The organism is Serratia sp. (in: enterobacteria), assembly GCF_046715635.1.
Classification (GTDB): Bacteria; Pseudomonadota; Gammaproteobacteria; order Enterobacterales; family Enterobacteriaceae; genus Chania.
Window position 1 is genome coordinate 1 of record NZ_JBKJYW010000470.1, and the last position, 11,007, is coordinate 11,007.

Consider the following 11,007-nt stretch of genomic DNA (forward strand, 5'->3'; position numbering starts at 1 on the left):
ATTTTGTCCTACCTGATGGAAACCTACCCGGAAGGCAGCGATTTGTGTGAAATCCGCGCCGGTGGCACGCGCTGTAACCCGCGCGCCGGGATGAACGACAGCGATTTCCTGTTCCATATGAAGGGCAAGCAGCTGTTCCGCCAGGCTTCGGCGCTGATAGAAGGCTACCTTGAGCGCTTGCTGAGCGCTGCAGGGCTCACCTTGACACAAATCGCCACCGTGGTCCCGCACCAGGCCAGTCATCTCTCGCTGGAACATATGCGCAAAAGGCTGCATGTAGCGCCAGAGGCGTTGGTGGATATCTATCGTTACCGGGGCAACCAGGTGGCAGCGTCAATTCCTTCCGCGCTGCACGAGGCGGCGATCACCGGCCGGCTGAATGCCAATCAGCCGGTAATGTTGATCGGTACCGCTGCTGGGCTGACCCTGGGCGGCATGGTTCTGCTGCCATGAAAGTCTTGGTAACCGGAGCAACCAGTGGGTTAGGGCGCAATGCGGCCGAATGGTTACTGGCTGCTGGGCATCAGGTGCATGCCACTGGGCGCGATGAGGCCGTTGGCCGTGAGTTGGTGGCGCTGGGGGCCAAGTTTACTCCGTTGGATCTGACCCGTGCCGGGATGGAACAGTGCGAACTGCTGATGAAAGGTTATGACGTGGTCTGGCATTGTGCCGCCAAGTCTTCCCCGTGGGGCGATCGCCGGGCATTTTTCCAGGCCAACACCTACGTCACGGAAAAGCTCGCCAAAGTAGCCGGGCGCTGCGGCGTGAAACGCTTTATCCATATCTCGACGCCGGCGATCTATTTTGATTTCAAGCATCATCACAACATCGCCGAAGGTCAATCTGCCCGCCGGTTTGCCAACCATTACGCCGCCAGCAAATATGCTGCCGAGCAGAGCATTAGCGGGCTGCTGCATCGCTATCCACAAACCACCTACCTGATCCTGCGCCCGCGCGGCCTGTTTGGCCCGCATGACCGAGTGATCGTGCCCAGGATCCTGGCGCAGATGCAGCGTGATAAAGGCGCTCTGCGCCTGCCCGGCGGCGGTAGAGCCTATCTGGACCTGACCTTTGTGCTCAACGTAGTGCATGCGATGGATCTGGCCAGCAATCGGGCGAGTTTGCCTTCCGGCGGCATTTATAACATCACCAACCAACAGCCGCAGCGGCTGGAGGATATGCTGCACCAACTGCTGGCCCAGCAGCTAGGCTGGCAATATCGGGTGCAGGCACTGCCTTACCCGCTGTTGTGGGCGGTGGCGGGGGGGATGGAATTGATAGCTCATTTTACCGGCAAGGAGCCGATGCTGACGCGCTACAGCGCGGCGGCTGCCTATTTTGATATGACGCTGGATAACAGCCGCGCGATTGAAGAGCTGGGCTATCGGCCACGTTATAGCCTGGAGCAAGGGATTGAGCTGACCGGGCAATGGATGAAACAGCAGGGGATGGCGGCGCATGGCTAACATCACCCCCTTTGAAATCGGCTATTGCACCCACCTTGGCTGCATGGCGCTGCGTGGCTCGCCGATGCGTAGCTGCAAATTCCCTTCCCGCGCCTACCTGCTGGAGGTGGGCGAACGCCGCTGGCTATGGGATACCGGTTATGCCCGCTATTTCCAGCAATACACCGCCAGCGGTATTTTCCGGTTGTATAGCCAGATTACCCCGGTCTATTTCAGCCCCCAGCAGGCGCTGCTTGAGCAGTTGCGTAGCCGGGGTGTCAGTGTGGGTGATATTGAGGCGGTGATTATTTCCCATTTTCATGCTGACCATATCGCTGGCCTGCGTGATTTCAGCAGCCTCAACATGATTTGTTCCGGTGAGGGCTGGCAGCAAACTCGTGAGCTGCGCGGCTTTGCTGCCCTGAAGCGGGCATTTATACCGGGGTTGATCCCCGAAGAGTTTGAATCCGCATTGCAGTTTGTGGAGTCATTCCCGCTACAGAGTCTGCCAGCCGAACTGGCACCGTTCCAGCAGGGGTATGCGCTGCCGGGCAGCGATGGGCAAATCCTCATTGTGCCTCTGCCTGGCCATGCTGCGGGCCATCTGGGTGCCTTTGTCCAAACCGACGCGGGCTGGACGCTGCTGGCAAGCGATGCCGCATGGTCGCCGCTGAACTACCAGCAACTGCGTGGTCCTTCACGGCTGGCGAACCTGATCATGGATAATCCGCGTAGCTACTACCAAACCCTTGAAGCGCTCAACCAACTGCATCACGGCGGCGCGGCAGAGATCCTGTTGTGCCATGAGGGGGATTTATGATCCCGCTGATGACGCTGTGGCACTACCTGCGAGCACGCAAGTTGCATTTCACCGAACGGGCAGAACTGGAGGCTTATCAGGCGCGTCAGTTAAAACGCTTTGCCCGTCGGGTATTAGCGCATAGCCCCTATTTCCGGCCATACTGTCTGTTACCGTTGAGCGAATGGCCGGAAATGGACAAAGCGATCATGATGACGCATTTTGATCGGATGAACACTGCCGGGCTGCAATTGGAGACGCTGTTAGCCTGCGCTGCGCGCAGCGAAACCGAACGTGACTTCACCCCAAAAGTGGGCAAATACAGCGTAGGTCTATCGACCGGCACCTCTGGGCGACGCGGCGTGTTTGTGGTCAGCCCGCAGGAGCAGCAGATCTGGGCTGGCGGCATGCTGGCCAAAATGCTGCCGCAAGGGGTGTTTGCCGGTGAGCGGGTTGCGCTGTTTCTGCGTGCGGACAACAATCTGTATCACAGCGTCAACAACCGCTGGTTGAGCCTGACGTTTTACGATCTGTTTGCTCCCTTTGCCGAGCACTTGCCGCAGATTGAACGAGAGCAACCCACCATCGTGGTCGCACCTGCGCAGGTATTGTGCGCGTTGGCTAATGCGGTCGAGCGGGGCGAGTTACGACTACAGGTGAAAAAGGTGATCTCGGTGGCCGAGGTGCTGGAGCCGCAGGATCGCCAACGGCTAAAGCGGGTATTTGCCGACGTGGGCGAAGTCTATCAAGCCACCGAAGGTTTTCTGGCTGCCACCTGTAGCCACGGGACCTTACACCTGAACGAAGAGTTTATTCACGTGGAACCGCAGTGGATCGATGAGCAGCGCTTTACCCCGCTGATCACCGATTTTACCCGCCGTACGCAGCCGATCGTGCGTTATCGGCTGGATGATATTTTGGTACGGCGTGCGGAGCCTTGCCCGTGCGGCCAGGCCAGCATGGCGTTGGAGCGGATTGAAGGGCGCTGTGACGATCAACTGTTGCTGCCAGGATTGCAGGGGGCGGCGCAGCGAGTCTTTGCCGACTTATGCCGCCGGGTGATTGCCAACGCGTTACCCGCCGTAGCGGATTATCGCCTGACCCAGTTGTCTAGCCAACGGCTGCACCTGATGGCCGACTGCAGCCTCGAAGAACTGGTGCATTGCCAGCAACAGTTGATCGCGCTGTTTACCCAGCAGGGTATCGCGGTGCAGCAGCTGGAGTGGCAACTGACCGCACAAAGTATCATGCCGCAGTTCGATGCCAAACGCCGCCGCATCGTGCGTTTGCCGGAGGCACCATGAAACAGGTGATCTATCGCCTATGGCAAATGCTGCTGGGTTGGGGCTTTGTCGGCCTGATTTATAACGCCACTGACCGATGGCAAGGAACGGGCTATCAGCTGACGCCGAGTTGGCTGGATCGCGCCATCCCCTTCAGCCCGCATGCCATTTGGCTGTATCTGTCTTTTTTCCTGATCGTTCCGCTGTGCTATCTGCTGTGCCCGCTAAGCCGGATCAAATGGCTTAGAAGCTCAATGCAGCTTGCCGCTATTGTTGCGGGGAGCATCTATCTGCTGTGGCCGACGACGATGGACTACCCGGTCGATCAAGGCAGTTCACTCAGCTCAACCATGCTGGCGGCATTGATCGGGATTGATTCAAAACAAAACTGCTTACCCTCTTTGCATATAGCCTTGACGGCCCTGGCCGTGTGGGCCGTGGCAGACAGCCGGAAAAAATGGCGCAGCGTACTGTTGTCGGTTTGGGGATTGGCGATTGCCTTCTCTATTCTGCAACTGCGTCGTCACCTGTTGGTGGATTTGCTCAGTGGGGCGGTGTTGGCCATGGCCGTCGGCTATGCCTGCCAGCATGTTCGATGGATTGTCAGTGATTTTCGTCAGGGAGAACGACCATGACCGATCTGGTTATACCGATAGTATTTATGCTGTGCGTGGTGCTGGGCGAAGCCCTGTGGCTGCAAAAGCGCAACCGGGGCAGCGTTGATTGGCATGATGTGATCTTCAACCTCAACTCCGGGCATATCATGTTATGGCTGTTCCGGGGGCTGGAGATCTTCTGCTATGGCTATGTGGCAACCCATTTCAGCCTGGGCCTGGTAGATAGCTGGCCGGTCCCGCTGGTGTGGCTGTTTGCCCTGCTGGCGTGGGACTTTGGTTTTTACTGGTTACACCGTCTGCATCACCGTTTCCGCCTGCTGTGGGCGGTGCATGTGGTGCATCACCAGGGCGAGCATTTCAACCTTTCGTTGGGCGTGCGTAACTCGTGGTATTCGTCATTAACGTCGATCCCGTTCTTTATGCTGCTGGCGCTGGCCGGTGTGCCGCTTTCGGTGTTTATCACCGTTTCGATCCTGCATTACGGCATTCAACTGTTTAACCATAACGCGCTGACCCCAAAACTGGGTTTTCTGGAAAAAATTTTCGTTACCCCGGCGCACCATCGGGTACATCACGTCAACGATCTGGCCTATTCCAACCGTAATTTTGGCGGCAGCTTTATCTTCTGGGACAAGCTGTTTGGCACCTTTGGCCCATCGCTGCCGACCGAGCCTTTCGCCTATGGCGTACGGGGGGAAAAATCTTCGGTTAACCCGTTCTGGGCCAGTAATCAGCCGTTTTTGCGCTACTTCAAACTGCCTGGCAAACCTTCGCCCCATAGCGCCCGTTTCCGTAGTTCCGCCTGGTGTATGGTGAGTGGTGCGTTGCTGCTGTTCGCCCTGGTGCTGGGCTACGTTTATCGCTTCGGATATGGCTACAACGGCCTGACCGGCGAGCAGGCGGCACTGTTTATGCTGCTGGCGGCAGGCGCGGTGGCGCTGGGTGGGATTGCCGAAGGCCGTAACTGGGGCGTAAAAGTCTGGTTACTGGTGGCGTTGGCCGCTCCGCTGCTGTTGCTGCTGGCGCTGGGTTGGCACCAACCTTACTGGTGGCTGATGACCTGCGGCATTGCCGTGCATGGCTGCGCCGTCGCCGCTGGCTGGGGACGTCATAAGGAAACTGCGCATGGCTGACTCGTTGCCGCCACTCTCTTTCCCTGCGGATGGGGAGCAGGCGTTTCATCGTGAACTGAAACGCCGGTCGCATGCTTATCTGAGCGGACGCAACGATCACCGCTTTGCCGATGTGGCCCGTTGGGTCAAGGCGGTGGTCCTGCTGTTGTTGTGCGTGGGGTTCTACCTGCTCAGCCTGATGCAGCAGCAGGGGCTGGCATTTATGCTGTGCTACTTTGCCTTTGTCATGATGGGCATGTTGCTGAACGTCAACGTCAATCATGACGCTTCGCATAACGCGTTCGCCTGCACTCCTTGGGTGAATCGCCTGGCGGGACGTTTGGTGACCATCCCGCTGGGGGTCGATCCTGACTATTGGCGGACACGGCACGTCAGCTATCACCACGTGTATGCTAACGTCGAACATTACGATCTGGACACCGAAGAGAACGGCTTTTTCCGCCAGACGCCGTTCCAACAATGGCGAGCGCACATGCGCTATCAGCACCTTTACTGGCCGCTGATTGCCGCCTTGTCGCTACCCTATATTGCGCTGGTGTTTGATTGGTCAGACCGGTTGGGCAAAACCCCGTTGGCCGCCGAGGGTGTGCTGGCCGGGCGCAAGGGCTGGACGGTGTTTATTGCCAGCAAACTCTGCCACATATTAGTGGTGCTGGTGATCCCGTTGGTGGTTTGCCTGCAACACGGCATCGGCTGGCAAACGGTGCTGATCGCCTATCTGTTGAGCCAGATGCTGGCCTCGCTGCTGGTGGTGTTCTTACTGCTGGGGACCCACTGGGCGCAGGCCGAGTTTTATGCGGTGCCAGAAGGGGGCCAAATGCCGCAGGGTTGGTATCGGCACAACTTTGCCACCGCCTGCGACTGGGAAACCTCGCCGCAGTGGCTGCATCATCTGACCGGTGGGCTGAATTATCATCTCACCCATCATCTGTTCCCCGGTTGGAATCACCGCCATTATCCGGCATTGGCCGCCATCCTGGCCGACCTTGCGCCACACTACGCGATGGATTATCGCTGTATCGGCTATCGTGAACTGTTGCAACAGCAGCAACGCTTCCTGCGTGCGATGGGGCAACAGCCGCTATGAAGATGCCAGATACCACGCCGTTGCGGCCCTTGGCGTTCCAACGGGAGCACCGCGATATTCATCTGGCACTGATGCGTGGCAGCCAGGCCTATCTGGCTGACCGGGGCGATCACCGCTTTGCCGACCGTGGGATGTTTGCCAAAGTGTTGCTGCTGATCCTGCTGTGCGCGGGTTTTTACGCACTCAGTTTGCAACAGCAAAACGCCTGGGCCTATTTCGGCTGCTACGTCGGCTTTATTTTCTCCGCCATGATGTTGACGGTGAACGTGGTGCACGATGCTTCGCACAACGCCTTTTTCAAACGGGCACGGCTGAATCACTGGCTTAACTTTGTCGTCAGCATCCCGTTGGGGCTGGACGCCGACTGTTGGCGGGTGCGCCACGTCATCTTCCACCATGCTTACAACAATATCGAAGGTTACGATCCGGATATTGAGCCGAACGGCGTGCTGCGGCAAACGCCGTTCCAGCAGCGCAAAACCTTTATGCGTATGCAGCAATACTACTGGCCGATAGTGGCGGCATTGACTTTCCCGTACTACATCTGGCTGTTTGACTGGTTGGATCGCGCTGGCAAAACGCGCATGACGCCCAAGATGATGTTGCAGGGGGGCAAAGGCTGGGGCGTTTTCTTGCTGAGCAAGCTGGCACACTTCACGTTGGCGTTGGCAATACCGCTATGGCTGATGCCACCTGAGGTCAGCACCACGACGATCTGGTTGACTTATCTGCTGAGCCAGATGCTGTCATCGTTGGTGTTTGTGATGCTGATTGTCGGTACCCATTGGGCCAAAGCCAATTTTTATCAGGCTCCCGAGCAGGGCAAGATGGTGCATGGCTGGTATCAACATCTGTTTGCCACCACCTTCGACTGGCAGGCCACGCCGCGCTGGGTTGGTTACTGGCTGGGTGGTGCCAACCTGCACCTGACCCACCATCTGTTCCCGCATTGGAGCCATCGGCATTATCCGGCCCTGGCGAGGATTATTGCCGAGGTCGCGGCCCAACACGGGCTGGATTATCAGTACCTGGATCTGAAAACGCTGTTGCAGATGCAACAGCGTTTTTTGGGAGCGATGGGGAAGCCGTAGGGGTTATTCCGGTTTCATCCCGGCGGCGGTCATCAGCAGGCGAAATAGCGAAGCGACCAAAAACAGCCCCAGGACGCTGGCACTCCAGATAACCACTAACCAACCAACGCGTTTCCACCAGGGAATGGTGGCGGTGTTCTCATTCATCGTCTTATTCATCAGTGATATCCATCCTCATGGCTCACCTTGCCGCGGAACACGTAATAGCTCCAGAAGGTGTAGACCAAAATAATCGGAATAATAAACAGCGCGCCCACCAGCATAAAGCCCAGGCTTTGTAGCGGCGCAGCAGCCTGCCACAGGGTGATGGTCGGCGGGATCAGCAGCGGCCAGATGCTGATACCCAGACCGCTTAGCCCCAGAAACACCAGCAACAGCGTCAGCAGGAACGGCGAATAGTGGGCATCGTGGTGTACGCCGTGCCAGATCCCCCAGGCGCTGAGCAGCACCAGCAGCGGCACCGGCAGCAGCCAGAACAGGTTCGGCAGGCTGAACCAGCGGGTCGCAATTTCAGGGTGAGCGATCGGCGTCCAGACGCTGACGGTCAGCAAGATTAGCAGCAGGGTAACCAGTAGCGGTGTGGTCAGACGATGCATCCGGGCCTGCAGGCTTCCGGCAGTCTTCATCACCAACCAGGTGCAGCCGAGTAACGCATAGGTCACTACCAGGCCCAAACCACAGAACAGGGCGAACGGTGTGAACCAATCGAAGGGGCCGCCAACATAGGCACGGCCTTCCACCGGGAAGCCGTCGATAATCGCCCCTACCACCACGCCCTGGCAGAAGGTGGCGAGGATTGAACCGCCAATAAACGCCTTGTCCCAGATATGGCGCTTTTCCGGTTTGGCCTTGAAGCGGAACTCAAAGGCCACGCCGCGGAAGATCAGGCCAAACAGCATCAGCGTGAGGGGAATGGCCAACGCATCCAGGATCACCGCATATGCCAGTGGGAAAGCCCCAAACAGGGCGGCCCCGCCAAGCACCAGCCAGGTTTCGTTGCCGTCCCATACCGGTGCTACGGTGTTCATCATCACATCGCGATCGTGGCTATCTTTCACCCACGGGAACAGAATGCCAATGCCCAGATCAAAGCCGTCCATGACCACATACATCATGGTGCTGAACACGATGATCACAAACCAAATCAGCGGAAGATCGATACCCATGTTCAGCTCCTGTCGTCCAAAGTTTCGTGTACCGCTGAGAGCGGGCGTGCCGGTGTGCCGTGGCCGCTTGGCTCGTCACCTTCATGGGCCTGTGGGCCTTTGCGGATCAGACGCATCATGTAGGAGTAACCGACGCCAAACACCGAGCAGTAGACGGCGATAAAGGCCAGCAGGCTCACGCTCATATGGATGTCGCCGTGGGCAGAGACGGCATCGGCGGTACGTTGCAGCCCGTAGACGACCCACGGCTGGCGGCCAATCTCGGTGGTAAACCAGCCTGCCAGCAAGGCAATCAGCCCCGAAGGCCCCATCCACAGAATGAAGTACAGGAAGGGTTTGGACTGATACAACCCACCGCGCCAGCGTAGCCACAGACTCCACACGCCAGCCAGGATCATCAGCATGCCCAGCGCTACCATGATCCTGAACGACCAGAACACCACGGTGGAGTTAGGGCGATCTTCCGGTGCGAAGGATTTCAATGCCGGAACCTGCTCGGTGAGGCTGTGGGTGAGGATCAGGCTGCCCAGGTAAGGGATTTCCACCTTGAAGCGGGTTTCTTCACGCTCCATATCCGGCCAGCCGAACAGGATCAGCGGCGTGGCCTCTCCCGGCGGGTTTTCCCAGTGGCCTTCGATGGCGGCGATTTTGGCCGGTTGATATTTCAGCGTATTGAGGCCGTGTGCGTCGCCGATCACCGCCTGGATAGGGGCGACGATCAGTGCCATCCACATAGCCATTGACAGCATCTTGCGCATAGCTGGCGTATCACGGCCACGCAGCAGGTGCCAGGCCGCCGAGGCGCCGATAAAGAAGGCCGAAGACAGGAAGGCCGCAGTGGTCATATGCAGCAGGCGGTAAGGGAAGGACGGGTTGAAGATCACTTTGAACCAGTCAACCGGCACGACCACGCCGTTAATGATTTCATGCCCCTGCGGGGTCTGCATCCAGCTGTTGGAGGCCAGGATCCAGAAGGTGGAGATCAGCGTGCCGAGTGCTACCATACAGGTGGCGAAGAAGTGCAGGCCGGGGCCAACACGGTTCCAACCAAACAGCATCACGCCCAGGAAACCGGCTTCGAGGAAGAAGGCGGTCAGCACTTCATAGGTCAGTAATGGGCCGGTGATGCTGCCGGCAAACTCGGAGAAGAAGCTCCAGTTAGTGCCGAACTGATAGGCCATCACCAGGCCGGAAACCACGCCCATGCCGAAGTTGACGGCGAAGATTTTGGACCAGAAGTGATACAGGTCCCGGTAAGCCTGATTGCCGGTTTTCAGCCATAGGCCTTCGAGCACCGCCAGATAGCTGGCCATGCCGATGGTGATCGCCGGGAAGATAATATGGAAGGAAACGGTGAAGGCAAACTGGATCCGTGCCAGCTCCAATGCATCAAGTCCGAACATGGAGCCTCCTTGATTTGTTCATAATCGGCCTCTTAGGAAAGCGAAAGCTTGCTTATTAAAACTTGCGCTAAGTAGAGCATGGAGTAGAGTAACGATAACAGTGACAGTTATTTCACTTTTTACTATAACAGTTGGAATTGTATGACCAGATATGAACAGCTCGCCCAGCAGATCCGCGAACAGATCCAGAGCCGGGTATGGCGTGCCGGGGACAAACTGCCCTCGCTGCGGGAAAGTGGTAAACGTGCCGGGTTGAGCCTGATGACGGTGGTACAGTCATACCAACTGCTGGAAAGCCAGGGCTGGATCGTGGCGCGGCCGCAGTCTGGTTATTATGTGGCGGCTCGTTCACAGGCGTTACCACAGCCCATCCGGGGCGAAAAACTGCTGGTGAGCGAACAGGTGGATATCAACGCCTTTATCTTTGACGTGTTGCAAGCCTGTAAGGATCCGGAGATTGTGCCCTTCGGTTCGGCCTTTCCGGATGCCACCCTGTTTATGCAACCCAAGTTGGCCAGGGCGCTGAGCAGCGTGGCCCGAAAATTCACACCCCACAGTTCGCTTGCCAATCTGCCGCCGGGCAACGAGGCATTGCGTCGCCATATTGCCCAACGCTATGCGCTGAATGGGATGCAGGTCTCCCCTGATGAGATAGTGATCACCGCCGGGGCGATGGAGTCGTTAAGCCTCAGCCTGCAAGCGGTCACGCAGCCGGGGGACACGGTGGCGATTGAATCCCCGGCATTTTACGGCGCGTTGCAGGCGCTGGAACGCCTGAAGCTGAAAGCGGTGGCGATCGCTACCCATCCGCAGCATGGGATCGATCTGGATTCGCTACAGCAGGCGATTGAGCAGTATCCGATCAAGGCCTGCTGGCTGATGACCCATTTCCAGAACCCGCAAGGGTCCAGCATGTCGGACGAGAATAAAAAACGGCTGGTGACGATGCTGCGCGAGCATCAGATCTCGTTGCTGGAAGATGA

Annotated in this window: 12 protein-coding genes; 9 read left to right on the forward strand and 3 right to left on the reverse strand. The window is 57.8% G+C overall.

Going from position 1 to position 11,007, the window contains the following annotated elements; translation table 11 throughout:
* From ACLQ7H_RS24225 to ACLQ7H_RS24260, 8 genes are all read left to right on the forward strand, one after another.
* A partial coding sequence (locus tag ACLQ7H_RS24225; RefSeq protein ID WP_411754870.1) for a 3-oxoacyl-[acyl-carrier-protein] synthase III C-terminal domain-containing protein occupies nt 1–453 on the forward strand: 453 nt, incomplete at its 5' end.
* Entirely contained in the window at nt 450–1,466 is a 1,017-nt protein-coding gene (locus tag ACLQ7H_RS24230; RefSeq protein WP_411754871.1) for an NAD-dependent epimerase/dehydratase family protein, read from the forward strand. The genes ACLQ7H_RS24225 and ACLQ7H_RS24230, both read left to right, overlap by 4 nt.
* Nucleotides 1,459–2,265 carry an MBL fold metallo-hydrolase gene (locus ACLQ7H_RS24235; RefSeq protein ID WP_411754872.1) on the forward strand — a complete coding sequence of 269 codons (807 nt, stop codon included), beginning with the start codon at nt 1,459–1,461 and terminating at the stop codon, nt 2,263–2,265. The genes ACLQ7H_RS24230 and ACLQ7H_RS24235 overlap by 8 nt, the downstream gene beginning before the upstream one ends.
* Nucleotides 2,262–3,548 (forward strand): F390 synthetase-related protein, encoded by a 1,287-nt coding sequence (locus ACLQ7H_RS24240; protein WP_411754873.1) that lies wholly within the window; start codon nt 2,262–2,264, stop codon nt 3,546–3,548. Before ACLQ7H_RS24235 ends, ACLQ7H_RS24240 begins: the two co-directional genes overlap by 4 nt.
* On the forward strand, nt 3,545–4,162 hold the full coding sequence (locus tag ACLQ7H_RS24245; RefSeq protein ID WP_411754874.1) for a phosphatase PAP2 family protein: 618 nt from the start codon (nt 3,545–3,547) through the stop codon (nt 4,160–4,162). The genes ACLQ7H_RS24240 and ACLQ7H_RS24245 overlap by 4 nt, the downstream gene beginning before the upstream one ends.
* A complete protein-coding gene (locus tag ACLQ7H_RS24250; RefSeq protein ID WP_411754875.1) occupies nt 4,159–5,277 on the forward strand; it encodes a sterol desaturase family protein in 1,119 nt (372 codons plus the stop codon). Before ACLQ7H_RS24245 ends, ACLQ7H_RS24250 begins: the two co-directional genes overlap by 4 nt.
* Complete coding sequence (locus ACLQ7H_RS24255) at nt 5,270–6,364, forward strand: fatty acid desaturase family protein (protein ID WP_411754876.1); 1,095 nt, start codon at nt 5,270–5,272, stop codon at nt 6,362–6,364. The genes ACLQ7H_RS24250 and ACLQ7H_RS24255 overlap by 8 nt, the downstream gene beginning before the upstream one ends.
* A 2-nt stretch (nt 6,365–6,366) precedes the next feature.
* Nucleotides 6,367–7,455, forward strand: a complete 1,089-nt coding sequence (locus ACLQ7H_RS24260; RefSeq protein ID WP_411754879.1) for a fatty acid desaturase family protein — start codon at nt 6,367–6,369, stop codon at nt 7,453–7,455.
* A 3-nt stretch (nt 7,456–7,458) separates the two neighbouring features.
* Here the strand turns inward: ACLQ7H_RS24260 and ACLQ7H_RS24265 are convergent, their stop codons facing one another.
* From ACLQ7H_RS24265 to ACLQ7H_RS24275, 3 genes are read right to left on the reverse strand one after another with little or no spacing between them, the layout of a single operon-like run.
* Nucleotides 7,459–7,602 carry a DUF2474 domain-containing protein gene (locus ACLQ7H_RS24265; protein WP_094983222.1) on the reverse strand — a complete coding sequence of 48 codons (144 nt, stop codon included), beginning with the start codon at nt 7,600–7,602 and terminating at the stop codon, nt 7,459–7,461.
* Nucleotides 7,603–7,613: 11 nt separating this feature from the next.
* Nucleotides 7,614–8,621, reverse strand: a complete 1,008-nt coding sequence (gene cydB / locus ACLQ7H_RS24270; RefSeq protein WP_411754877.1) for a cytochrome d ubiquinol oxidase subunit II — start codon at nt 8,619–8,621, stop codon at nt 7,614–7,616.
* 2 nt (nt 8,622–8,623) lie between these two features.
* Nucleotides 8,624–10,024 carry a cytochrome ubiquinol oxidase subunit I gene (locus ACLQ7H_RS24275; protein ID WP_059201082.1) on the reverse strand — a complete coding sequence of 467 codons (1,401 nt, stop codon included), beginning with the start codon at nt 10,022–10,024 and terminating at the stop codon, nt 8,624–8,626.
* A gap of 141 nt (nt 10,025–10,165) precedes the next feature.
* On the opposite strand from ACLQ7H_RS24275, the gene ACLQ7H_RS24280 reads away from it, so the two are divergent.
* Nucleotides 10,166–11,007, forward strand: an 842-nt coding sequence (locus ACLQ7H_RS24280) for a PLP-dependent aminotransferase family protein (protein ID WP_411754878.1), incomplete at its 3' end; no start/stop codon positions are given.

Excerpts from the sequence above, each read along its gene's own strand:
- ACLQ7H_RS24275 (WP_059201082.1), bottom strand. The coding sequence starts at position 10,024 with ATGTTCGGACTTGATGCATTGGAGCTGGCACGGATCCAGTTTGCCTTC.
- ACLQ7H_RS24255 (WP_411754876.1), top strand. The coding sequence starts at position 5,270 with ATGGCTGACTCGTTGCCGCCACTCTCTTTCCCTGCGGATGGGGAGCAG.
- ACLQ7H_RS24240 (WP_411754873.1), top strand. The coding sequence starts at position 2,262 with ATGATCCCGCTGATGACGCTGTGGCACTACCTGCGAGCACGCAAGTTG.
- cydB (WP_411754877.1), bottom strand. The coding sequence starts at position 8,621 with ATGGGTATCGATCTTCCGCTGATTTGGTTTGTGATCATCGTGTTCAGC.
- ACLQ7H_RS24250 (WP_411754875.1), top strand. The coding sequence starts at position 4,159 with ATGACCGATCTGGTTATACCGATAGTATTTATGCTGTGCGTGGTGCTG.
- ACLQ7H_RS24265 (WP_094983222.1), bottom strand. The coding sequence starts at position 7,602 with ATGAATGAGAACACCGCCACCATTCCCTGGTGGAAACGCGTTGGTTGG.
- ACLQ7H_RS24235 (WP_411754872.1), top strand. The coding sequence starts at position 1,459 with ATGGCTAACATCACCCCCTTTGAAATCGGCTATTGCACCCACCTTGGC.
- ACLQ7H_RS24260 (WP_411754879.1), top strand. The coding sequence starts at position 6,367 with ATGCCAGATACCACGCCGTTGCGGCCCTTGGCGTTCCAACGGGAGCAC.
- ACLQ7H_RS24245 (WP_411754874.1), top strand. The coding sequence starts at position 3,545 with ATGAAACAGGTGATCTATCGCCTATGGCAAATGCTGCTGGGTTGGGGC.
- ACLQ7H_RS24230 (WP_411754871.1), top strand. The coding sequence starts at position 450 with ATGAAAGTCTTGGTAACCGGAGCAACCAGTGGGTTAGGGCGCAATGCG.